At 48.8% G+C, this 22,889-nt stretch carries 21 protein-coding genes and 1 tRNA gene; 14 read left to right on the top strand and 8 right to left on the bottom strand.

Translation table 11 applies throughout. The features are described from left to right. The first annotated feature begins 44 nt into the window (after positions 1-44). On the top strand, positions 45-578 hold the full coding sequence (gene blc, locus A9587_RS08755) for a lipocalin Blc (protein WP_001238372.1): 534 nt from the start codon (positions 45-47) through the stop codon (positions 576-578). On the opposite strand, the gene sugE is transcribed toward blc, so the two are convergent. From sugE to efp, 4 genes are all read right to left on the bottom strand, one after another. After that, a complete protein-coding gene (gene sugE, locus A9587_RS08760) occupies positions 575-892 on the bottom strand; it encodes a quaternary ammonium compound efflux SMR transporter SugE (RefSeq protein WP_000118465.1) in 318 nt (105 codons plus the stop codon). The two genes, blc and sugE, sit on opposite strands and share 4 nt — an antisense overlap. A gap of 176 nt (positions 893-1,068) precedes the next feature. Next, entirely contained in the window at positions 1,069-1,215 is a 147-nt protein-coding gene (ecnB, locus tag A9587_RS08765; protein ID WP_000239596.1) for a lipoprotein toxin entericidin B, read from the bottom strand. A 111-nt stretch (positions 1,216-1,326) separates the two neighbouring features. After that, complete coding sequence (gene ecnA, locus A9587_RS08770; protein WP_000977753.1) at positions 1,327-1,452, bottom strand: lipoprotein antitoxin entericidin A; 126 nt, start codon at positions 1,450-1,452, stop codon at positions 1,327-1,329. Between the two features lie 50 nt (positions 1,453-1,502). After that, positions 1,503-2,069, bottom strand: a complete 567-nt coding sequence (gene efp, locus A9587_RS08775; RefSeq protein ID WP_000257278.1) for an elongation factor P — start codon at positions 2,067-2,069, stop codon at positions 1,503-1,505. Positions 2,070-2,110: 41 nt separating this feature from the next. Here efp and epmB point away from each other — a divergent pair, with 41 nt between their 5' ends. Next, positions 2,111-3,139: an EF-P beta-lysylation protein EpmB gene (epmB, locus tag A9587_RS08780; protein ID WP_105263456.1), complete on the top strand. Its 1,029-nt coding sequence runs from the start codon at positions 2,111-2,113 to the stop codon at positions 3,137-3,139. A gap of 404 nt (positions 3,140-3,543) precedes the next feature. After that, positions 3,544-4,413 carry a YjeJ family protein gene (locus tag A9587_RS08785; protein ID WP_105263457.1) on the top strand — a complete coding sequence of 290 codons (870 nt, stop codon included), beginning with the start codon at positions 3,544-3,546 and terminating at the stop codon, positions 4,411-4,413. 202 nt (positions 4,414-4,615) lie between these two features. Here A9587_RS08785 and A9587_RS08790 read toward each other — a convergent pair whose 3' ends face one another. The 3 genes from A9587_RS08790 to A9587_RS08800 form a co-directional block, all read right to left on the bottom strand. Beyond that, positions 4,616-4,969 (bottom strand): DUF4156 domain-containing protein, encoded by a 354-nt coding sequence (locus A9587_RS08790; RefSeq protein ID WP_000558209.1) that lies wholly within the window; start codon positions 4,967-4,969, stop codon positions 4,616-4,618. A gap of 137 nt (positions 4,970-5,106) precedes the next feature. Then, entirely contained in the window at positions 5,107-6,753 is a 1,647-nt protein-coding gene (gene groL / locus A9587_RS08795) for a chaperonin GroEL (protein WP_000729132.1), read from the bottom strand. A 43-nt stretch (positions 6,754-6,796) separates the two neighbouring features. After that, the gene (locus A9587_RS08800; RefSeq protein WP_001026276.1) at positions 6,797-7,090 is read right to left on the bottom strand and encodes a co-chaperone GroES; all 294 of its coding nucleotides are present in this window, start codon (positions 7,088-7,090) and stop codon (positions 6,797-6,799) included. Between the two features lie 275 nt (positions 7,091-7,365). Between A9587_RS08800 and yjeH the strand changes: the two genes are divergently transcribed. Continuing rightward, positions 7,366-8,622, top strand: coding sequence for an L-methionine/branched-chain amino acid transporter (gene yjeH, locus A9587_RS08805; protein WP_000015807.1), 1,257 nt, complete (start codon positions 7,366-7,368; stop codon positions 8,620-8,622). Positions 8,623-8,637: 15 nt separating this feature from the next. Here yjeH and A9587_RS08810 read toward each other — a convergent pair whose 3' ends face one another. Then, positions 8,638-9,114: an FxsA family protein gene (locus tag A9587_RS08810; RefSeq protein ID WP_001267441.1), complete on the bottom strand. Its 477-nt coding sequence runs from the start codon at positions 9,112-9,114 to the stop codon at positions 8,638-8,640. 336 nt (positions 9,115-9,450) lie between these two features. Here A9587_RS08810 and aspA point away from each other — a divergent pair, with 336 nt between their 5' ends. The 10 genes from aspA (at position 9,451) to dtpC (ending at position 22,808) form a co-directional block, all read left to right on the top strand. Continuing rightward, on the top strand, positions 9,451-10,887 hold the full coding sequence (gene aspA, locus A9587_RS08815; protein WP_001517611.1) for an aspartate ammonia-lyase: 1,437 nt from the start codon (positions 9,451-9,453) through the stop codon (positions 10,885-10,887). Between the two features lie 117 nt (positions 10,888-11,004). Next, entirely contained in the window at positions 11,005-12,306 is a 1,302-nt protein-coding gene (gene dcuA, locus A9587_RS08820; protein WP_000961962.1) for an anaerobic C4-dicarboxylate transporter DcuA, read from the top strand. 115 nt (positions 12,307-12,421) lie between these two features. Further along, positions 12,422-12,760, top strand: coding sequence for a divalent cation tolerance protein CutA (gene cutA / locus A9587_RS08825; RefSeq protein ID WP_001517610.1), 339 nt, complete (start codon positions 12,422-12,424; stop codon positions 12,758-12,760). Then, positions 12,736-14,433, top strand: a complete 1,698-nt coding sequence (gene dsbD, locus A9587_RS08830) for a protein-disulfide reductase DsbD (protein ID WP_105263458.1) — start codon at positions 12,736-12,738, stop codon at positions 14,431-14,433. The genes cutA and dsbD overlap by 25 nt, the downstream gene beginning before the upstream one ends. A gap of 35 nt (positions 14,434-14,468) precedes the next feature. Next, positions 14,469-15,044, top strand: coding sequence for a transcriptional regulator (locus A9587_RS08835; RefSeq protein ID WP_001188522.1), 576 nt, complete (start codon positions 14,469-14,471; stop codon positions 15,042-15,044). 106 nt (positions 15,045-15,150) lie between these two features. Beyond that, positions 15,151-15,226 (top strand) — tRNA-Phe (locus A9587_RS08840). Between the two features lie 602 nt (positions 15,227-15,828). Beyond that, a complete protein-coding gene (gene cadC, locus A9587_RS08845) occupies positions 15,829-17,367 on the top strand; it encodes a lysine decarboxylation/transport transcriptional activator CadC (RefSeq protein WP_001187163.1) in 1,539 nt (512 codons plus the stop codon). A gap of 363 nt (positions 17,368-17,730) precedes the next feature. After that, positions 17,731-19,065 (top strand): cadaverine/lysine antiporter, encoded by a 1,335-nt coding sequence (cadB, locus tag A9587_RS08855; protein WP_000092898.1) that lies wholly within the window; start codon positions 17,731-17,733, stop codon positions 19,063-19,065. Positions 19,066-19,144: 79 nt separating this feature from the next. Beyond that, positions 19,145-21,292, top strand: coding sequence for a lysine decarboxylase CadA (gene cadA, locus A9587_RS08860; protein ID WP_001517607.1), 2,148 nt, complete (start codon positions 19,145-19,147; stop codon positions 21,290-21,292). A 58-nt stretch (positions 21,293-21,350) separates the two neighbouring features. Beyond that, complete coding sequence (gene dtpC, locus A9587_RS08865; RefSeq protein ID WP_001517606.1) at positions 21,351-22,808, top strand: dipeptide/tripeptide permease DtpC; 1,458 nt, start codon at positions 21,351-21,353, stop codon at positions 22,806-22,808. The last annotated feature ends 81 nt before the right edge of the window (positions 22,809-22,889 follow it).

Raw genomic sequence — 22,889 nt, forward strand, 5'->3', positions numbered from 1 at the left:
TTGCTGTCATCTACACTTAGAAAAAAACCAGTAAGGAAACATCTATGCGCCTGCTCCCTCTTGTTGCCGCAGCGACAGCGGCATTTCTTGTCGTTGCCTGTAGTTCACCTACGCCGCCGCGTGGCGTGACCGTAGTGAATAATTTCGACGCTAAGCGCTATCTTGGCACCTGGTATGAGATTGCCCGTTTTGATCACCGCTTTGAACGCGGACTGGAGAAAGTCACCGCGACATATAGCCTGCGGGATGATGGTGGATTGAATGTCATCAACAAAGGCTATAATCCGGACAGGGAGATGTGGCAACAGAGCGAAGGGAAAGCGTACTTTACCGGAGATCCGCATCGCGCAGCGCTGAAAGTGTCATTCTTTGGCCCTTTCTATGGCGGCTATAACGTCATTGCGCTCGACCGGGAGTATCGCCACGCGCTGGTTTGCGGCCCGGATCGCGACTACCTGTGGATACTCTCCCGCACGCCAACTATTTCTAGCGAAGTTAAACAGGAGATGCTGGCGGTCGCAACCCGGGAAGGATTTGATGTCAGTAAGTTTATCTGGGTACAGCAACCCGGCAGTTAATGGGTGCTGAGTTTCAGACCAACTATCCCCAGTACGATTAACGCCAGACTCGCCAGGCGCATCGGACTAGCAGACTCACCGAGCAGCACAATACCGGTGATCGCCGCCCCGACTGCGCCAATCCCCGTCCAGACAGCATAAGCTGTACCTACCGGTAGCGATTTCATTGCCCAGGCGAGCAACGCCATACTGACAATCATCGCCGTCACGGTAATTACGCTTGGCGTCAGACGACTAAAACCGTGGGTGTATTTCAGGCCTACCGCCCAGACGACTTCCAGCAAACCAGCAATAAACAGGATAATCCAGGACATATAATACTCCGGAGAAATGGGGCCGTCCCCGGTGAAACGATGCGTTTGCGGGTCGTCCCGCAAAGCTGATAGTGAAAGAAGTATTTTGCCGATTTAAGAGGAAATTTCAACGGTTACAGCAGTGATTACCGCCGGGAAAAACAAACGGCACGACAAACCTGTCGTACCGTTATTGCTTATTGCTGCGCTTTCGTCGCTGCGCCAGAAATCGCGTTACCGCCATCAGAGATGTCTTCACCAACGCCACGCGTGGTGTTGCAGGCAGTTAATACTGTTGAAAGCACCAGAACAGAAAAGATCGCTGCAATTGTCTTCTTCACCATAATATCTTCCTTTTAGGTAATGTTATTTGTGTTTGCCTATAGCAAATTAATAATAGACAACATCACCAAAAATGACGGGAATCTGATGATTTTTCGGAAGTGAAGAGGAAATTAGCTGGCAGCGCGGGAAATGGAATTGCCGAGATGTTTGATATCTTCACCGAAACCGCGAGCGGTGTTACAGCCCGTGAGCAGCGTACTGGCAAGCAAAACAAGAAGGATAAGGCGTTTCATCATCTCTGACCTGAAAAGTGATGGTGCAGCCAGCAGGCCGCACCACAACCGTATTACTTCACGCGAGATACGTATTCACCAGAGCGGGTATCCACTTTGATAACTTCGCCAATCTGTACGAACAGCGGAACTTTAACCACAGCGCCAGTGGACAGGGTAGCTGGTTTGCCGCCAGTACCTGCGGTATCACCTTTCAAACCTGGATCGGTATCAACGATTTCCAGTTCAACGAAGTTCGGCGGAGTAACGGAAATCGGCTGGCCGTTCCACAGAGTCACGATGCACTCTGCCTGATCCAGCAGCCATTTCGCGTTGTCGCCAATTGCTTTTGCATCAGCAGACAGTTGTTCGAAGGTTTCGTTGTTCATGAAGTGCCAGAACTCACCATCGTTGTACAGGTAAGTCAGGTTCATATCGACAACATCAGCGCCTTCAGCGGAATCCGTAGATTTAAAGGTTTTTTCTACACGAGTACCGGTCAGCAGACGACGCAGTTTAACGCGAGCAAATGCCTGGCCTTTACCCGGCTTCACAAATTCACTTGCTTCAACCGCGTAAGGTTCGCCGTCCAACATGATTTTAAGACCAGCACGAAAATCGTTGCTATAGTACGTTGCCATAAGGCCCTCTGAAATTTGTTAATTGGTAGCTAAGCCACAAAATGGCGCATATTGTAACCCTAAACACCTCATCCAGAGAAGATTGGTTAGCGCAACTTGCCGATGTTGTGACCGATCCTGATGAACTTCTGCGTCTTTTGAATATAGACGCGGACGAAAAACTGTTGGCCGGACGCAGCGCCAAAAAGCTGTTTGCCCTGCGCGTGCCCCGCTCATTTATCGATCGCATGGAAAAAGGCAATCCTGACGATCCACTTTTGCGTCAGGTACTTACCTCGCAAGATGAGTATATCACTGCACCCGGTTTTTCCACCGACCCGCTGGAAGAACAGCACAGCGTGGTGCCTGGTTTGTTGCATAAATACCACAACCGGGCATTACTGTTGGTGAAAGGTGGCTGTGCGGTAAATTGTCGCTATTGCTTCCGTCGCCACTTCCCGTATGCCGAAAATCAGGGCAACAAGCGTAACTGGCAGACTGCACTTGAGTATGTTGCCGCACATCCAGAACTGGACGAGATCATTTTCTCCGGCGGTGATCCGCTGATGGCGAAAGATCGCGAACTGGACTGGTTGCTCACGCAACTGGAAGCCATCCCGCACATCAAACGTCTGCGTATTCACAGCCGTCTGCCGATTGTGATCCCGGCGCGCATCACTGAGGCACTGGTTGAACGCTTTGCCCGTTCTACGCTGCAAATCCTGCTGGTGAATCACATCAACCATGCCAATGAAGTGGATGAAACATTCCGTCAGGCGATGGCTAAGTTAAAACGCGTGGGCGTCACCCTGCTTAACCAGAGTGTTCTGTTACGTGGCGTGAACGACAACGCGCAAACGCTGGCAAACCTGAGTAATGCGTTGTTTGACGCGGGCGTGATGCCCTATTACCTGCATGTGCTCGATAAAGTGCAGGGCGCGGCGCATTTCATGGTGAGCGATGATGAAGCACGGCAGATTATGCGTGAGTTGCTGACGCTGGTGTCGGGATATCTGGTGCCAAAACTGGCGCGTGAGATAGGCGGAGAACCCAGCAAAACACCGCTGGATTTGCAGCTACGTCAGCAATAACTGATTCAACAGGGAAGTTGAAGCTGATGATAAATGTGAAATTGCCTGATGTGCTGCGCTTATCAGGCCTACATGATGCATTGCAACTGATTGAATTTTCAATGAACTGTAGGCCTGATAAGGCGTTTACGCCGCATCCGGCAAGAGCAACGAACACGCGTACAGCGACCTGCCATTAAATAGGGAAGTTTAATCTTTTCCGTTGCATAACCATTAATTATTCATATGCTTTGCTATTTTTATTATTTATATAGCTGACATCAATAATTAACCTTTCTTTTCTGTTTATATAGAGCGAGCGCCGCTATTTATGTTATTTTAACAACTATTACTACCAAGCCCATTTACCTGGCTTATAAATTAATATTATTTATTTTATTGAGAAATGGTTAGGGAGAACCTACATGGCCATAAGCATCAAGGGTGTTAACACTGGTGTTATTCGCAAGAGTAATAACTTCATTGCACTGGCACTGAAAATAAAAGAGCCTCGCAATAAAGAATCGTTGTTCTTCATGTCTGTGATGGAACTGCGCGACCTGTTGATAGCACTGGAAAGCCGTCTGCATCAAAAGCATAAACTGGAGGCTGATCACCGTCTTCAGTATGAGCAAGCGCGCGATAAGGCCATGAAAAAGATGGCAGAAAATATTCCTCAAATTCAGATTGAAGAACTTAAAAATGCTGATATTAATCGCCGTGTAAATACACTGGCACTTACCGATAATCAGGGTGAAAATCTCACATTCCTATTAACTCTGCATGACGGCAGCAAATCTGAACTAGTTGTCAATGAACTGCAAGTTGAAATGCTGGCGCGAGCAATCATTCACGCAATTAATAATGCGGAAATGCGTGAACTGGCATTACGTATTACATCGCTGTTAGATTTCCTGCCATTATATGACGTCGACTGCCAGGATAATGGTAATCTGGAATATGACACCTATTCACAGCCAGAATGGAAACAAAACTTGTTTAGCCATTATCTGGCGGTGCTTTATCGCTTTAAAGATGAAAGTGGCAAAGAACAATTTAGCGGTGCAGTGGTGAAAACACGTGAAGCGACAGCAGGTAAAGAAGTGGAGGCCATCACCCGCCGGATGCTTGATTTCAGCCCTCGACTGAAAAAGCTCGCTGGAGTGCCGTGTCAGGTCTACGTTCGCGCCGTAGCGGCAAATAACGCCCAACCGCTGACCCAGGATCAATGCTTACGCGTACTGCATCACTTACGTGTTCAGTCCATCAGCAAAGCCGCGCCACAAGCGAAATAATCCTATCTTTGCTAATGCGAGGCTGGAGCCATCCAGCCTGAAATGACTGATAACGTGATCGTTGATCATGTCGGATGCGGCGTAAACGCCTTATCCGGCCTACAAATTCTCAAGCATTCAATCAGTTGCAATGCCTGATGTAGGCCTGATAAGCGAAGCGCATCAGGCAATTATACGTTTGTCACCCAGCCTCGGAATCACATCAGTTCGGGCACTTATAAACCTGGCCGATAATCTGGCTATCAGTCGGAACGAAGCTGGACAACATCCCCTGCGACGGGCTGCTAATACCATAAATCACGTTACCGCCCATTGCGGCAGCCTGATTGCGCAGATCGTTTGCCGCACCACGCATAGAACCGCCTTCTTCGCCGTGTTGTCCGGAAAGCCAGTTACTTTGCTTACCTGTCGCAGTACCAATAAGTTGGCACTCTGCGCCTGGTTGCTCGTCCACAATGCGAACACTCTGACCGGCAGCACTCAATTCGTTACTGGAGCTACAACCCGCCATCAGTAGCGCGGCACCGACAATCCCTGCTAAGTATTTTACGTGCATGTTATTCCCCATAATCAATGAGCTGGACGCCCCTCGCGTCGTCCGTGTTTGAATCTTATACTAGAAAGATGACTAAAAGAAAAACCCCCAGACATTTCTGCCTGAGGGTTTCTTTATTTCTGCGAGGTGCAGGGCAATTACATCATGCCGCCCATGCCACCCATGCCGCCCATACCGCCAGCAGCGCCTAAGTCAGCCGCATCGTTTTTCGGCAGGTCGGTAACCATGCACTCGGTGGTGATCATCAGGCCAGCCACAGAAGCTGCGTACTGCAGAGCAGAACGAGTTACTTTGGTTGGATCCAGGATACCCATGTCGATCATGTTGCCGTATTCTTCGGTTGCAGCGTTGTAGCCGTAGTTGCCGTCGCCAGCTTTAACAGTGTTAGCAACAACTGACGGCTCTTCACCGCAGTTCAGTACGATCTGACGCAGCGGAGCTTCCATTGCACGCAGTGCAACTTTGATACCCACGTTCTGCTCTTCGTTCTGACCACGCAGGTCAGCCAGTTTAGACGCTACGCGGATCAGCGCAACACCACCACCAGCAACCACGCCTTCTTCTACCGCAGCACGGGTCGCGTGCAGGGCGTCTTCAACGCGTGCTTTTTTCTCTTTCATTTCAACTTCGGTAGCAGCACCCACTTTGATAACTGCAACGCCGCCTGCCAGTTTCGCTACGCGCTCCTGCAGTTTTTCACGGTCGTAGTCAGAAGTTGCTTCTTCAATCTGCTGACGGATCTGAGCAACACGGCCCTGGATTGCAGCTTCTTCACCCACGCCATCGATGATGGTGGTGGTGTCTTTGTTGATCACAACACGTTTAGCCTGGCCCAGGTCTTCCAGGGTTGCTTTTTCCAGTTCCATACCAATCTCTTCAGAGATTACAGTACCACCGGTCAGAGTAGCGATATCCTGGAGCATTGCTTTACGACGATCACCGAAGCCCGGTGCTTTAACCGCAGCCACTTTCACGATGCCGCGCATGGTGTTAACAACCAGAGTTGCCAGAGCTTCGCCTTCAACATCTTCAGCGATGATCAGCAGCGGTTTGCCTGCTTTTGCAACAGCTTCCAGAACTGGCAGCATTTCGCGGATGTTGGAGATTTTCTTATCAGCCAGCAGGATGAACGGGCTTTCCAGTTCTACTGCGCCAGTTTCCGGCTTGTTGATGAAGTAAGGAGACAGGTAGCCACGGTCGAACTGCATACCTTCAACCACGTCCAGTTCGTCCTGCAGACCAGTACCGTCCTCAACGGTGATAACGCCTTCTTTACCGACTTTGTCCATCGCTTCAGCGATCAGTTTACCTACGGTTTCGTCGGAGTTAGCGGAGATAGTACCAACCTGGGCAATAGCTTTAGAGTCAGAGCACGGTACAGACAGCGCTTTCAGTTCTTCAACTGCAGCGGTAACAGCTTTGTCGATACCACGCTTCAGGTCCATCGGGTTCATGCCCGCAGCAACAGCTTTCAGACCTTCAGTGATGATGGCCTGAGCCAGTACGGTTGCGGTGGTAGTACCGTCGCCTGCAGTGTCATTCGCTTTAGAGGCAACTTCTTTCACCATCTGCGCACCCATATTTTCGAACTTGTCTTCCAGTTCGATTTCACGAGCAACGGAAACACCATCTTTGGTGATGGTCGGTGCACCGAAAGATTTATCCAGAACTACGTTACGGCCTTTCGGACCGAGGGTAACTTTCACTGCATCTGCCAGTACGTTTACGCCGCGCAGCATTTTCACACGAGCGTCGTTACCGAATTTTACGTCTTTAGCTGCCATTATCTTTATTCCTTAAATTCGTATGTTCAGTGTCGTGCGCGGATTACGCTTCAACAATTGCCAGAATGTCGCTTTCGGACATGATCAACACTTCTTCATTGTCGATCTTCTCAGATTTCACACCGTAGCCATCGTTGAAAATAACGATGTCGCCAACTTTCACGTCCAGCGGCTTCACTTCGCCATTTTCAAGGATACGGCCATTGCCTACAGCCAGCACTTCGCCACGGGTAGATTTAGCCGCTGCAGAGCCGGTCAGAACGATGCCGCCAGCAGATTTAGTTTCAACTTCTTTACGCTTGACGATCACGCGATCATGCAATGGACGAATATTCATTGATAACTCTCCTTTGAGAAAGTCCGTATCTGTTATGGGTGACGCCGGACCTTACGTGGTTTCCCGGCTGGTGACCAGAGAAATGGGGATGAGGCATCTCCCCTTCAAGGGGGAAAATGAAAAAAAATTCTGATCAGCACAAAATCGGGTAAAAATCCTGATTCACCTCACGTTTCATCGCAATTTCGACATCGTCGTCATAAGCGAATCTGATTGTGCTACCATCAAAAACCTGCGCAGTTGCCCAAAATTTGGGCGCAATCGGACATCAACCCATGAGTGGACTCAAACAAGAACTGGGGCTGGCCCAGGGCATCGGCCTGTTATCGACTTCATTGTTAGGCACCGGCGTGTTTGCCGTTCCTGCCTTAGCCGCCCTGGTGGCAGGCAATAATAGCCTGTGGGCCTGGCCTGTTCTGATAATCTTAGTTTTCCCGATTGCGATCGTGTTTGCGATTCTGGGTCGCCACTACCCCAGCGCGGGCGGTGTGGCGCATTTTGTCGGCATGGCGTTCGGTTCGCGGCTTGAGCGAGTCACAGGCTGGTTATTTTTATCAGTTATTCCCGTTGGCTTGCCCGCTGCGCTGCAAATTGCCGCCGGATTCGGCCAGGCGATGTTTGGCTGGCATGGCTGGCAACTGTTGATGGCTGAACTCGGTACGCTGGCGCTGGTGTGGTATATCGGTACTCGCGGTGCCAGTTCCAGTGCGAATCTACAAACGGTTATTGCCGGACTTATCGTCGCGCTGATTGTCGCCGTCTGGTGGGCAGCCGATATTAAACCTGCGAATATCCCCTTCCCTGCGCCAGGTGATATCGAACTTTCCGGGCTATTTGCTGCGTTATCGGTAATGTTCTGGTGCTTTGTCGGTCTGGAGGCGTTTGCTCACCTTGCCTCAGAATTTAAAAATCCGGAGCGTGATTTCCCCCGCGCTCTGATGATTGGTCTGGTGCTGGCAGGTTTAGTCTACTGGGGGTGTACGGTTGTCGTCTTACACTTCGACGCCTACGGTGAAAAAATGGCGGCGGCAGCATCGCTTCCGGAAATTGTGGTGCAACTGTTCGGTGTAGGGGCGCTGTGGATTGCCTGCGTGATTGGCTATCTGGCCTGCTTTGCCAGCCTCAATATTTATATACAGAGTTTCGCCCGCCTGGTCTGGTCGCAGGCGCAAGATAAACCCAACCACTACCTGGCGCGCCTCTCTTCTCGCCATATCCCGAACAATGCCCTCAATGCAGTGCTCGGCTGTTGCGTGGTGAGCACGTTGGTGATTCACACTTTAGAGATCAATCTGGACGCACTCATCATTTATGCCAACGGCATCTTTATTATGATCTATCTGCTGTGCATGCTGGCTGGCTGTAAATTATTGAAGGGACGTTATCGGCTACTGGCGGTGATTGGCGGACTGCTCTGCATCTTGTTGCTGGCGATGGTCGGCTGGAAAAGCGTGTATGCATTGATCATGCTGGCGGGGCTGTGGTTGTTCCTGCCGAAACGAAAAACGCCGGAAAATGGCATAACCACATAATCCGGCGTTTCAACATTAATCCTGACGATCGTCTTTATGATCAAGGCGATCGCGGTTGTCATCCTTACGCTGATATTCACCATCAAAAGTATTGCCGCCACCGGCTCCGGCACTAAATCCACCGCCCGGCATACGGGAAAAACGCAAATGCGGCATCAACTTCACGGTCAGATGTTTCTGCACTGGTGGCAATAAAAGAAGAAGACCGAGGAAATCGGTGAAAAAGCCCGGTAATAAAAGCAGCAAACCGGCAATGATCAACGAAACACTTTTAATCATTTCCGCCGCCGGATTTTCTCCCGCCGCCATTTTTTGTTGCATCAGCACAAAATTCTTAAATCCCTGGTTACGTACCAGCGACATACCAATAACTGACGTGAATATAACCAACACAAGAGTGAGTAATACCCCCAATACGTGGGCAACCTGAATAAAGATTGAAATCTCAATATAGACATAAAGGAAAATGGCAATAAAAGGTAACCAGCGCAAAGGTTTCTCCTGTAATAGCAACCGGTTAAATCCGGCCGCCTGAATGGGTTGCGAATCGCGTTCAGCTTATATTGTGGTCATTAGCAAAATTTCAAGACGTTTGCGCAACTATTTTTGGTAGTAATCCCAAAGCGGTGATCTATTTCACAAATTAATAATTAAGGGGTAAAAACCGACACTTAAAGTGATCCAGATTACGGTAGAAATCCTCAAGCAACATATGATCCCGAGTATTCGACTGATGCAGGGGATAATCGTCGGTCGAAAAACATTCGAAACCACATATATTCTGTGTGTTTAAAGCAAATCATTGGCAGCTTGAAAAAGAAGGTTCACATGTCAAACAACATTCGTATCGAAGAAGATCTGTTGGGTACCAGGGAAGTTCCAGCTGATGCCTACTATGGTGTTCACACTCTGAGAGCGATTGAAAACTTCTATATCAGCAACAACAAAATCAGCGATATTCCTGAATTTGTTCGCGGTATGGTAATGGTTAAAAAAGCCGCAGCTATGGCAAACAAAGAGCTGCAAACCATTCCTAAAAGTGTAGCGAATGCAATCATTGCTGCATGTGATGAAGTCCTGAATAACGGAAAATGCATGGATCAGTTCCCGGTAGACGTCTACCAGGGCGGCGCAGGTACTTCCGTAAACATGAACACCAACGAAGTGCTGGCCAATATCGGTCTGGAACTGATGGGACACCAGAAAGGTGAATATCAGTACCTGAATCCGAACGACCATGTTAACAAATGTCAGTCCACCAACGACGCCTACCCGACCGGTTTCCGCATCGCAGTTTACTCTTCCCTGATTAAACTGGTAGATGCTATTAACCAACTGCGCGAAGGTTTTGAGCGTAAAGCTGTCGAATTCCAGGACATCCTGAAAATGGGTCGCACCCAACTGCAGGACGCAGTACCAATGACCCTTGGTCAGGAATTCCGCGCTTTCAGCATCCTGCTGAAAGAGGAAGTGAAAAACATCCAACGTACTTCTGAACTGCTGCTGGAAGTTAACCTTGGCGCAACTGCCATCGGTACTGGCCTGAACACGCCGAAAGAGTACTCTCCGCTGGCAGTGAAAAAACTGGCTGAAGTCACTGGCTTCCCATGCGTTCCGGCTGAAGACCTCATCGAAGCGACCTCTGACTGCGGCGCTTACGTTATGGTTCACGGCGCGCTGAAACGCCTGGCTGTGAAGATGTCCAAAATCTGTAACGACCTGCGCTTGCTCTCTTCTGGCCCACGTGCCGGCCTGAATGAGATCAACCTGCCGGAACTGCAGGCAGGCTCTTCTATCATGCCAGCAAAAGTAAACCCGGTAGTTCCGGAAGTAGTTAACCAGGTATGCTTCAAAGTCATCGGTAACGACACCACTGTTACCATGGCAGCAGAAGCAGGTCAGCTTCAGTTGAACGTTATGGAGCCGGTCATTGGCCAGGCGATGTTTGAATCCGTTCACATTCTGACCAATGCTTGCTACAACCTGCTGGAAAAATGCATTAACGGCATCACTGCTAACAAAGAAGTGTGCGAAGGTTACGTTTACAACTCTATCGGTATCGTCACTTACCTGAACCCGTTCATCGGTCACCACAACGGTGACATCGTGGGTAAAATCTGTGCCGAAACAGGTAAGAGCGTGCGCGAAGTCGTTCTGGAGCGCGGTCTGTTGACTGAAGCGGAACTAGACGATATTTTCTCCGTACAGAACCTGATGCATCCGGCTTACAAAGCAAAACGCTATACTGATGAAAGCGAACAGTAATCGTACAGGGTAGTACAAATAAAAGAGGCACGTCAGATGGCGTGCCTTTTTTCTTGTGAGCAGTAACTTAAAAACAACAACCTGATATCAACTTGTTAAAAAACAAGGAAGGCTAATATGCTAGTTGTAGAACTCATCATCGTTTTGCTGGCGATCTTTTTGGGCGCCAGATTAGGGGGAATTGGTATTGGTTTTGCAGGTGGATTGGGGGTGCTGGTTCTTGCCGCTATCGGCGTCAAGCCTGGTAACATTCCGTTCGATGTAATTTCCATTATCATGGCGGTTATCGCTGCTATTTCTGCCATGCAGGTTGCTGGCGGTCTGGACTATCTGGTTCACCAGACAGAAAAGCTGCTGCGTCGTAACCCGAAATACATCACGATCCTCGCACCGATCGTGACCTATTTCCTGACCATCTTTGCGGGCACTGGCAACATCTCTCTGGCAACGCTGCCAGTTATCGCTGAAGTAGCGAAGGAACAAGGCGTTAAACCTTGCCGTCCACTGTCTACTGCGGTAGTTTCCGCGCAGATTGCGATCACCGCATCGCCAATCTCTGCGGCAGTGGTTTACATGTCTTCCGTAATGGAAGGTCATGGCATCAGCTACCTCCATTTGCTCTCCGTGGTCATCCCGTCCACCTTGCTGGCGGTTCTGGTGATGTCCTTCCTGGTCACCATGCTGTTCAACTCCAGGCTGTCTGACGATCCGATTTATCGCAAGCGTCTGGAAGAAGGTTTAGTTGAACTGCGCGGTGAGAAGCAGATTGAAATCAAACAAGGCGCGAAAGCGTCCGTCTGGCTGTTCCTGCTGGGCGTAGTCGGCGTGGTTATCTATGCGATCATCAACAGCCCGAGCATGGGTCTGGTTGAGAAACCGCTGATGAACACCACTAACGCCATCCTGATTATCATGCTGAGTGTTGCAACCCTGACCACTATTCTTTGCAAAGTGGATACCGACAACATCCTCAACTCCAGCACCTTCAAAGCAGGTATGAGCGCCTGTATTTGTATCCTGGGTGTTGCATGGCTGGGCGATACTTTCGTTTCCAACAACATCGACTGGATCAAAGATACCGCTGGTGAAGTGATTCAGGGTCATCCGTGGCTGCTGGCTGTCATCTTCTTCTTTGCTTCTGCTCTGCTGTACTCTCAGGCTGCAACCGCAAAAGCACTGATGCCGATGGCTCTGGCGCTGAACGTTTCTCCGCTGACCGCTGTTGCTTCTTTCGCAGCCGTGTCTGGCCTGTTCATTCTGCCGACCTACCCGACGCTGGTTGCTGCGGTACAGATGGATGACACGGGTACAACCCGTATCGGTAAATTCGTCTTCAACCATCCGTTCTTCATCCCGGGTACTCTGGGTGTTGCCCTGGCCGTTTGCTTCGGCTTCCTGCTGGGCAGTGTGATGCTGTAATGACAAATCGCGGGGCGTTTACGCCCCGCTTTCTTTCCCACCGACTAACATCCTTCCCTCGTCCGTTGTATAGTGACCTCTCTCTTGCGGTTCCATCTGTTCTAGCGAGGTGTTTATGCTTGATGAAAAAAGTTCGAATACCGCGTCTGTCGTGGTGCTGTGTACCGCGCCGGATGAAGCGACAGCCCAGGATCTGGCTGCCAAAGCGCTGGCAGAAAAACTGGCGGCCTGCGCAACCCTGATCCCCGGTGCAACCTCTCTCTATTACTGGGAGGGTAAGCTGGAACAGGAATATGAAGTACAGATGATCTTAAAAACCGATAAAGCTCACCAGCAGGCACTGCTGGAATGCCTGAAGGCTCATCATCCTTATCAAACACCTGAACTTCTGGTTTTACCTGTTACACATGGAGACACAGATTACCTCTCATGGCTCAACGCATCTTTACGCTGATCCTGCTATTTTGCAGCACTTCCGTTTTTGCCGGATTATTCGACGCGCCTGGACGTTCCCAATTTGTCCCCGCGGATCAAGCCTTTGCTTTTGATTTTCAGCAAAACCAGCATGACCTTAATCTGAGCTGGCAGATCAAAGACGGTTATTACCTCTACCGTAAACAGATCCGTATTACGCCTGAACAGGCGAAGATTGCCGACGTGCAACTGCCGTCAGGTGTCTGGCATGAAGATGAGTTTTACGGCAAAAGCGAGATTTACCGTGGGCGGCTGACGCTTCCCGTTACCATCAATCAGGCGGGTGCTGGTGCGACGTTGACGATTACTTACCAGGGATGCGCCGACGCCGGTTTCTGTTATCCGCCAGAAACTAAAATAGTGCCGTTAAGCGAAGTGCTCACCAACAACGCGGCGCCACAACCTGCGCCAGTTCCGCAGCAAGAGCAACCCGCCGCGCAACTGCCCTTTTCTGCACTCTGGGCGCTGTTGATCGGTATCGGCATCGCCTTCACACCATGCGTGCTGCCGATGTACCCGCTGATTTCCGGCATCGTACTGGGCGGTAAACAGCGGCTATCCACCGCCAGAGCATTGCTGCTGACCTTTATTTATGTTCAGGGGATGGCGCTGACTTACACGGCACTGGGTCTGGTGGTTGCCGCCGCGGGATTACAGTTCCAGGCGGCGCTACAGCATCCTTACGTGCTTATCGGCCTCGCTATCGTCTTTACCTTGCTGGCAATGTCGATGTTTGGCTTGTTTACCCTGCAACTTCCCTCTTCCCTACAAACACGCCTCACGCTGATGAGTAATCGCCAGCAAGGCGGCTCGCCTGGCGGTGTGTTTGTTATGGGCGCAATTGCCGGATTGATCTGTTCACCATGCACTACCGCGCCACTTAGCGCGATTCTGCTGTATATCGCCCAAAGCGGGAACATGTGGCTGGGCGGCGGTACACTTTATCTCTATGCGCTGGGCATGGGACTTCCGCTGATACTCATTACTGTCTTCGGCAACCGTCTGCTGCCGAAAAGCGGTCCGTGGATGGAACAGGTCAAAACCGCGTTTGGTTTTGTAATCCTGGCGCTGCCGGTCTTCCTGCTGGAGCGGGTGATTAGCGATGCCTGGGGATTACGCTTGTGGTCGGCGCTTGGCGTCGCGTTCTTTGGCTGGGCGTTTGTCTCCAGCTTACAAGCCAAACGCGGCTGGATGCGCATGGTACAAATTATCCTGCTGGCAGCCGCGCTGGTAAGCGTGCGCCCACTCCAGGATTGGGCGTTTGGCGCGACGAGCACGGCACAATCTCAGACCCATCTCAACTTTAAAAAAATCAAAACAGTAGATGAGTTAAATCAGGCGCTCGTTGCAGCCAAAGGCAAACCGGTAATGCTAGATCTCTATGCCGACTGGTGCGTCGCCTGTAAAGAGTTCGAAAAAAACACCTTCAGTGACCCGCAGGTGCAAAAAGCGTTAGCAGACACGGTATTACTTCAGGCCAACGTCACTGCCAACGACGCACAAGATGTGGCGCTGTTAAAACATCTAAATGTCCTTGGCCTACCGACGATTCTGTTTTTTGACGGACAAGGTCAGGAGCATCCACAAGCACGAGTCACGGGCTTTATGGATGCAGAAACCTTCAGCGCACATTTGCGCGATCGCCAACCGTGAACGACACTTCAGTGGGAAAGACGGAGGAAAATAGCGTGCAACGTGAAGATGTACTGGGAGAAGCCCTGAAATTATTAGAGTTACAAGGGATTGCTAACACTACGCTGGAGATGGTTGCTGAACGAGTGGATTATCCGTTGGAAGCGCTCCAGCGTTTCTGGCCAGACAAAGAGGCCATCCTCTACGATGCGCTGCGCTATCTTAGCCAACAGATAGATGTCTGGCGTCGTCAACTGATGCTGGATGAAACGCAATCTGCTGAACAAAAGCTGCTGGCGCGTTATCAGGCATTATCAGAATGCGTTAAAAACAACCGCTATCCGGGCTGTCTGTTTATCGCTGCCTGCACGTTTTATCCCGATCCCGACCACCCTATCCATCAACTGGCCGATCAGCAAAAAAGCGCGGCGTATGATTTCACCCACGAACTGTTAACCACCCTGGAAGTTGACGACCCGGCAATGGTGGCAAAGCAGATGGAACTGGTGCTGGAAGGGTGTTTAAGTCGCATGCTGGTGAATCGCAGCCAGGCGGATGTCGACACCGCACACCGACTGGCGGAAGATATCCTGCGCTTCGCCCGCTGCCGTCAGGGCGGGGCACTGACCTGACAGAAATACAGAAAACAAGCGATTTGCCGCAAACTTAAGCAATTGAATCGTTTTTACTGAAATTAGGTTGACGAGATGTGCAGATTACGGTTTAATGCGCCCCGTTGCCCGGATAGCTCAGTCGGTAGAGCAGGGGATTGAAAATCCCCGTGTCCTTGGTTCGATTCCGAGTCCGGGCACCAAATTCATATAAACGGACCTCCACGGAGGTCCGTTTTTCGTTTCAGGACGCCACAATTTAAGCGTTCTGCCTCCAAATCAATTCTGCCGAACTCAACCCGATTCTCCCCCACATCACCAGCATTTTGCGGGTATATCCCGGTTCGAGAAAATTTGTCCCTAAGCTATAGCACTGACTGACGCGAAATGTCGCGCGGCCCCGTAATGCTGTTGAACGTCAAATGACGTCATCAGGAGCGTAATGCATCCATAAACAGAACGCCGACTGATGAGATTCTGAATGCGAACAAAGAAAAATGTATCAGTCCGTTTGCTCATGCAAAGACTAACAATCCATTAAAATAGTAAGCGCTTCGGGCCATTTTCCGGGAATTATTTTCTGAACATTTTTCTTTGGCAAAGATGATGAATTTTGATGGTAAGGCAAATTACTTCTGGTTCTCATTAAAGTTCTTTCGTAAGGCTATGTAATCAAGAAGTTTATGGCTGGTAAGAATAACGTATTCTATTCACCAATAATATGTAAAGACATTCATCAATAGATGGTAAAAATAGGTTATGGCAATTATCATTGGGCCAGTCCCTTTTCGAGTGAGTTTCTATTATGCAACAACCTGTAGTTCGCGTTGGCGAATGGCTTGTTACTCCGTCCATAAACCAAATAAGTCGCAACGGGCGTCAACTAACCCTGGAGCCACGATTAATCGATCTTCTGGTTTTCTTTGCTCAACATAGTGGTGAAGTACTTAGTAGAGATGAACTTATCGATAATGTGTGGAAGAGGAGTATCGTCACCAATCACGTTGTAACGCAGAGTATCTCAGAACTGCGTAAGTCATTAAAAGATAATGATGAAGATAGTCCTGTCTATATCGCTACTGTACCGAAGCGCGGTTATAAATTAATGGTTCCGGTTATATGGTGCAGCGAAGAGGAAGGGGAGGAAATGATGTTATCTTCGTCTCCTCCTATACCAGAGGCGACTCCTGACACAGATCCCCCCATCCACAGTCCAGATATCCAATACCCCCCAAAGCCACCTGAACATCCCCCAGTTAGATGCAAACGATTAACTGCCTTTTGGGTATGGTTTTTTTTCCTGTTGTCGTTAGGTATCTGTGTCGTACTCGTGGCATTCTCCAGCCTGGAAACGCGTCTTCCTTTGAGTAAATCGCGTATTTTGCTCAATCCACGCGATATTGACATTAATATGGTGAATAACAGTTGTAACAATTGGACTTCTCCGTATCAGCGCTCTTACGCGATAGGTGTGGGCGATTTGGTGGCTACGTCACTTAATACCTTCTCCACCTTTATGGTGCATGACAAAATTAACTACAACATTGATGAACCGAGCAGCTCTGGTAAAACGTTATCTATTGCATTTGTTAATCAACGCCAATACCGCGCTCAGCAGTGCTTTATGTCGGTGAAATTGGTAGACAATGCAGATGGTTCAACCATGCTGGATAAACGTTATGTCATCACTAACGGTAACCAGTTGGCAATTCAAAATGATTTACTTGAGAGTTTATCAAAGGCATTGAATCAACCGTGGCCACAACGAATGCAGGAGATGTTCCAACAAATATTGCCTCATCGAGGTGCTTTATTAACTAATTTTTATCAAGCGCATGATTATTTAATGCATGGTGATGAAAAATCATTGAACCGTGCCAGTGAATTATTAGGTGAGATTATTGAATCATCTCCTGAATTTATCTATGCGAGAGCAGAAAAAGCATTAGTTGATATAGTACGTCATTCTCAGCACCCTTTAGATGAAAAACAATTAGCAGCACTGAATACAGAAATTGATAACATTGCTACAATGCCGGGCATGAATAATCTAGCCATTTTCTATCAAATAAAAGCTGTCAGTGCCCTGGAAAATGGAAAAATAGAGGAGTCGTATCAGGCGATAAATACTGGAATTGATCTTGAAATGTCCTGGCTAAACTATGTGTTGCTTGGCAAAGTTTACGAAATGAAGGGGATGAACCGTGAAGCTGCTGATGCATATCTCACAGCCTTTAATTTACGTCCTGGTACAAACACCCTTTACTGGATTGAAAATGGTATATTCCAGACTTCTGTTCCTTATGTTGTTCCTTATCTCGACAAATTTCTCGCTTCAGAATAAGTGACTCCCGCGTTGATTCATGCACGGGAATACTGGATGTTGAATTTTTGTGTGTTTTTATTGGTGTAATATGTTGCGGCATTTTATTTGTCGCATAATTTTTATTACATAATTTTAACCACAAATATGCACATAACCCATTGTAAACATTAAATGTTTATCTTTTCATGATATCAACTTGCGATTCTTATCTGTTAATGGAGAGCTCAAATTCTCACTTACATAAACTTTTGTATTATTTCACCTAATCTTTAGGATTAATCTTTTTTTTTGAGTAATCTTGTCGCCAGTTTGGTCTGGTCAGTAAATAGTTACGCATCATGACCCGGACTCCAAATTCAAAAATGAAATTAGGAGAAGAGCATGAGTTCTGCCAAGAAGATCGGGCTATTTGCCTGTACCGGTGTTGTTGCCGGTAATATGATGGGGAGCGGTATTGCATTATTACCTGCGAACCTTGCAAGTATCGGTGGTATTGCTATCTGGGGTTGGATTATCTCTATTATTGGTGCAATGTCGTTGGCTTATGTATATGCCCGACTGGCAACAAAAAACCCGCAACAAGGTGGCCCAATTGCTTATGCCGGAGAAATTTCTCCTGCATTTGGTTTTCAGACAGGTGTTCTTTATTACCATGCTAACTGGATTGGTAACCTGGCGATTGGTATTACCGCTGTATCTTATCTTTCCACCTTCTTCCCGGTATTAAATGATCCTGTCCCGGCGGGTATCGCCTGTATTGCTATCGTCTGGATATTTACCTTTGTAAATATGCTCGGCGGTACTTGGGTAAGCCGTTTAACCACTATTGGTCTGGTGCTGGTTCTTATTCCTGTAGTTATGACTGCTATTGTTGGCTGGCATTGGTTTGATACTGCAACTTATGCAGCTAACTGGAACACTGCTAATACCACTGATGGCCATGCGATCATTAAAAGTATTCTGCTCTGCCTGTGGGCCTTTGTGGGTGTGGAATCCGCAGCGGTAAGTACGGGTATGGTTAAAAACCCGAAACGTACCGTTCCACTGGCAACCATGCTGGGTACTGGTTTAGCAGGTATTGTTTATATTGCTGCAACTCAAGTGCTTTCCGGTATGTATCCGTCTTCTGTAATGGCAGCTTCCGGTGCTCCGTTTGCAATCAGTGCTTCTACTATCCTGGGTAACTGGGCTGCGCCGCTGGTTTCTGCATTCACCGCCTTTGCATGCCTGACGTCTCTGGGTTCCTGGATGATGCTGGTAGGCCAGGCAGGTGTGCGTGCCGCTAACGACGGTAACTTCCCGAAAGTTTATGGCGAAGTCGACAGCAACGGTATTCCGAAAAAAGGTCTGCTGCTGGCTGCTGTGAAAATGACTGCCCTGATGATCCTGATCACCCTGATGAACTCTGCCGGTGGTAAAGCATCTGACCTGTTTGGTGAACTGACCGGTATCGCAGTACTGCTGACTATGCTGCCGTACTTCTACTCTTGCGTTGACCTGATTCGTTTTGAAGGCGTTAACATCCGCAACTTTGTCAGCCTGATCTGCTCTGTACTGGGTTGCGTGTTCTGCTTCATCGCTCTGATGGGGGCAAGCTCCTTCGAGCTGGCAGGAACCTTCATCGTCAGCCTGATTATCCTGATGTTCTACGCTCGCAAAATGCACGAGCGCCAGAGCCACTCAATGGATAACCACACAGCATCTAACGCACATTAATTAAAAGTATTTTCCGAGGCTCCTCCTTTCATTTTGTCCCATGTGTTGGGAGGGGCCTTCTTTACCTGGAGATATGACTATGAACGTTATTGCAATATTGAATCACATGGGGGTTTATTTTAAAGAAGAACCCATCCGTGAACTTCATCGCGCGCTTGAACGTCTGAACTTCCAGATTGTTTACCCGAACGACCGTGACGACTTATTAAAATTGATCGAAAACAATGCGCGTCTGTGCGGTGTTATTTTTGACTGGGATAAATATAATCTCGAGCTGTGCGAAGAAATTAGCAAAATGAACGAGAACCTGCCGTTGTACGCGTTCGCTAATACGTATTCCACTCTCGATGTAAGCCTGAACGATCTGCGTTTACAGATTAGCTTCTTTGAATATGCGCTGGGTGCTGCTGATGATATTGCTAACAAGATCAAGCAGACCACTGACGAATATATCAACACTATTCTGCCTCCGCTGACCAAAGCACTGTTTAAATATGTTCGTGAAGGTAAATATACTTTCTGTACTCCTGGTCACATGGGCGGTACTGCATTCCAGAAAAGCCCGGTAGGTAGCCTGTTCTATGATTTCTTTGGTCCGAACACCATGAAATCTGATATTTCCATTTCAGTATCTGAACTGGGTTCTCTGCTGGATCACAGCGGTCCACACAAAGAAGCAGAACAGTATATCGCCCGCGTATTTAACGCAGACCGCAGCTACATGGTGACTAACGGTACTTCCACTGCCAACAAAATTGTCGGTATGTACTCGGCTCCGGCAGGCAGCACCATTCTGATTGACCGTAACTGCCACAAATCGCTGACCCATCTGATGATGATGAGCGATGTTACACCAATCTATTTCCGCCCGACCCGTAACGCTTACGGTATTCTTGGTGGTATCCCACAGAGTGAATTCCAGCACGCTACCATTGCTAAGCGCGTTAAAGAAACACCAAACGCAACCTGGCCGGTACATGCCGTAATTACTAACTCTACCTATGATGGTCTGCTGTACAACACCGACTTCATCAAGAAAACACTGGATGTAAAATCCATCCACTTTGACTCCGCATGGGTGCCTTACACCAACTTCTCTCCAATTTACGAAGGTAAATGTGGTATGAGCGGTGGCCGTGTAGAAGGGAAAGTGATTTATGAAACCCAGTCCACTCATAAACTGCTGGCGGCATTCTCTCAGGCTTCCATGATCCACGTTAAAGGTGATGTAAACGAAGAAACCTTTAACGAAGCCTACATGATGCACACCACCACCTCTCCGCACTACGGTATCGTGGCCTCCACTGAAACCGCTGCGGCGATGATGAAAGGTAATGCCGGTAAGCGTCTGATCAACGGTTCCATTGAACGTGCGATCAAGTTCCGTAAAGAGATCAAACGCCTGAGAACGGAATCTGATGGCTGGTTCTTTGATGTATGGCAGCCGGATCATATCGATACCACTGAATGCTGGCCGCTGCGTTCTGACAGCACCTGGCACGGCTTCAAAAACATCGATAATGAACACATGTATCTTGACCCGATCAAAGTCACCCTGCTGACTCCGGGGATGGAAAAAGACGGCACCATGAGCGAGTTCGGTATTCCGGCCAGCATCGTGGCGAAATACCTCGACGAACATGGCATCGTTGTTGAGAAGACCGGTCCGTATAACCTGCTGTTCCTGTTCAGCATCGGTATCGATAAGACCAAAGCACTGAGCCTGCTGCGTGCTCTGACTGACTTCAAACGTGCGTTCGACCTGAACCTGCGTGTGAAAAACATGCTGCCGTCTCTGTATCGTGAAGATCCTGAATTCTATGAAAACATGCGTATTCAGGAACTGGCGCAGAATATCCACAAACTGATTGTTCACCACAATCTGCCGGATCTGATGTATCGCGCATTTGAAGTTCTGCCGACGATGGTAATGACTCCGTATGCTGCGTTCCAGAAAGAGCTGCACGGTATGACCGAAGAAGTTTACCTCGACGAAATGGTAGGTCGTATTAACGCCAATATGATCCTTCCGTATCCGCCGGGAGTTCCTCTGGTAATGCCGGGTGAAATGATCACCGAAGAAAGCCGTCCGGTTCTGGAGTTCCTGCAGATGCTGTGTGAAATCGGCGCTCACTATCCGGGCTTTGAAACCGACATTCACGGTGCATACCGTCAGGCTGATGGCCGCTATACCGTTAAGGTATTGAAAGAAGAAAACAAAAAATAATTAGCTCGTACAAGGGAAGTGGCTTGCCACTTCCCTTTTTTGCTCATAAGGAGAACACATGAAAACACCCTCACAGCCGCGCGCGATATACTATATCGTGGCGATCCAGATCTGGGAGTACTTCAGTTTTTACGGCATGCGTGCCTTACTCATTCTCTATCTCACCCATCAGCTTGGTTTTGATGATAACCATGCCATCAGCCTGTTCAGCGCATATGCATCTCTGGTTTATGTTACCCCTATTCTCGGCGGCTGGCTTGCCGACCGCCTGCTCGGCAACCGCACTGCAGTAATTGCCGGCGCGCTGTTAATGACCCTTGGCCATGTGGTACTGGGCATTGATACAAATTCAACCTTTAGCCTGTATCTGGCGCTGGCAATCATTATTTGTGGTTACGGTTTATTCAAATCAAACATTAGCTGTTTACTTGGCGAGCTCTATGACGCGGACGATCATCGACGTGATGGTGGTTTTTCGCTGCTATATGCCGCGGGCAATATCGGTTCTATCGCCGCCCCCATCGCCTGTGGCCTGGCTGCACAGTGGTATGGTTGGCATGTTGGCTTTGCCCTTGCGGGCGGCGGCATGTTTATCGGTTTGTTGATATTCCTGAGTGGTCATCGTCATTTCCAATCCACGCGAGGTATGGATAAAAAAGCACTCACTCGCGTGAAGTTTGCCTTGCCGGTATGGAGTTGGTTGGTGGTGATGCTCTGTTTAGCCCCGGTATTTTTTACCCTATTGCTGGAAAACGACTGGTCCGGATATTTGCTGGCGATCGTTTGCCTTATTGCTGCACAAATCATTGCCCGCATGATGATCAAATTCCCCGAACACCGCCGTGCTCTTTGGCAAATTGTATTGTTGATGTTTGTCGGGACGTTGTTCTGGGTACTGGCACAACAGGGCGGCAGTACCATCAGCTTGTTTATCGATCGCTTTGTGAATCGTCAGGCATTCAATATTGAAGTACCTACTGCGCTATTCCAGTCGGTGAATGCAATTGCGGTGATGCTCGCTGGGGTTGTACTTGCCTGGCTGGCGTCGCCAGAAAGCCGCGGCAACTCAACATTGCGCGTCTGGCTGAAGTTTGCCTTTGGCTTACTGCTGATGGCTTGTGGCTTTATGTTGCTGGCATTTGATGCCCGACATGCAGCGGCTGGCGGTCAAGCGTCAATGGGCGTGATGATATCCGGGTTGGCGCTAATGGGCTTTGCCGAACTCTTTATTGATCCGGTGGCGATTGCGCAAATCACGCGCCTGAAAATGTCTGGCGTATTAACCGGTATTTATATGCTGGCAACAGGCGCGGTCGCCAACTGGCTGGCAGGCGTAGTGGCACAACAGACGACAGAGTCGCAAATTAGCGGTATGGCAATTGCAGCTTACCAGCGATTCTTTTCCCAGATGGGAGAGTGGACGTTGGCTTGTGTCGCGATCATCGTGGTATTGGCCTTTGCTACCCGATTTCTGTTTAGCACGCCGACCAATATGATACAGGAAAGCAACGATTAACTGCCGTGAAAACAATTGGTTATGAATCAATTGACTTTTAGTTAATCACACTAGCAAATCAAGATTAATAAGATATTTAAA

This window comes from Escherichia sp. MOD1-EC6162 (assembly GCF_002965125.1).
Classification (GTDB): Bacteria; Pseudomonadota; Gammaproteobacteria; order Enterobacterales; family Enterobacteriaceae; genus Escherichia; species Escherichia marmotae.

Excerpts from the sequence above, each read along its gene's own strand:
- blc (WP_001238372.1), top strand. The coding sequence starts at position 45 with ATGCGCCTGCTCCCTCTTGTTGCCGCAGCGACAGCGGCATTTCTTGTC.
- sugE (WP_000118465.1), bottom strand. The coding sequence starts at position 892 with ATGTCCTGGATTATCCTGTTTATTGCTGGTTTGCTGGAAGTCGTCTGG.
- ecnB (WP_000239596.1), bottom strand. The coding sequence starts at position 1,215 with ATGGTGAAGAAGACAATTGCAGCGATCTTTTCTGTTCTGGTGCTTTCA.
- ecnA (WP_000977753.1), bottom strand. The coding sequence starts at position 1,452 with ATGATGAAACGCCTTATCCTTCTTGTTTTGCTTGCCAGTACGCTGCTC.
- efp (WP_000257278.1), bottom strand. The coding sequence starts at position 2,069 with ATGGCAACGTACTATAGCAACGATTTTCGTGCTGGTCTTAAAATCATG.
- epmB (WP_105263456.1), top strand. The coding sequence starts at position 2,111 with ATGGCGCATATTGTAACCCTAAACACCTCATCCAGAGAAGATTGGTTA.
- A9587_RS08785 (WP_105263457.1), top strand. The coding sequence starts at position 3,544 with ATGGCCATAAGCATCAAGGGTGTTAACACTGGTGTTATTCGCAAGAGT.
- A9587_RS08790 (WP_000558209.1), bottom strand. The coding sequence starts at position 4,969 with ATGCACGTAAAATACTTAGCAGGGATTGTCGGTGCCGCGCTACTGATG.
- groL (WP_000729132.1), bottom strand. The coding sequence starts at position 6,753 with ATGGCAGCTAAAGACGTAAAATTCGGTAACGACGCTCGTGTGAAAATG.
- A9587_RS08800 (WP_001026276.1), bottom strand. The coding sequence starts at position 7,090 with ATGAATATTCGTCCATTGCATGATCGCGTGATCGTCAAGCGTAAAGAA.
- yjeH (WP_000015807.1), top strand. The coding sequence starts at position 7,366 with ATGAGTGGACTCAAACAAGAACTGGGGCTGGCCCAGGGCATCGGCCTG.
- aspA (WP_001517611.1), top strand. The coding sequence starts at position 9,451 with ATGTCAAACAACATTCGTATCGAAGAAGATCTGTTGGGTACCAGGGAA.
- dcuA (WP_000961962.1), top strand. The coding sequence starts at position 11,005 with ATGCTAGTTGTAGAACTCATCATCGTTTTGCTGGCGATCTTTTTGGGC.
- cutA (WP_001517610.1), top strand. The coding sequence starts at position 12,422 with ATGCTTGATGAAAAAAGTTCGAATACCGCGTCTGTCGTGGTGCTGTGT.
- dsbD (WP_105263458.1), top strand. The coding sequence starts at position 12,736 with ATGGCTCAACGCATCTTTACGCTGATCCTGCTATTTTGCAGCACTTCC.
- cadC (WP_001187163.1), top strand. The coding sequence starts at position 15,829 with ATGCAACAACCTGTAGTTCGCGTTGGCGAATGGCTTGTTACTCCGTCC.
- cadB (WP_000092898.1), top strand. The coding sequence starts at position 17,731 with ATGAGTTCTGCCAAGAAGATCGGGCTATTTGCCTGTACCGGTGTTGTT.
- cadA (WP_001517607.1), top strand. The coding sequence starts at position 19,145 with ATGAACGTTATTGCAATATTGAATCACATGGGGGTTTATTTTAAAGAA.
- dtpC (WP_001517606.1), top strand. The coding sequence starts at position 21,351 with ATGAAAACACCCTCACAGCCGCGCGCGATATACTATATCGTGGCGATC.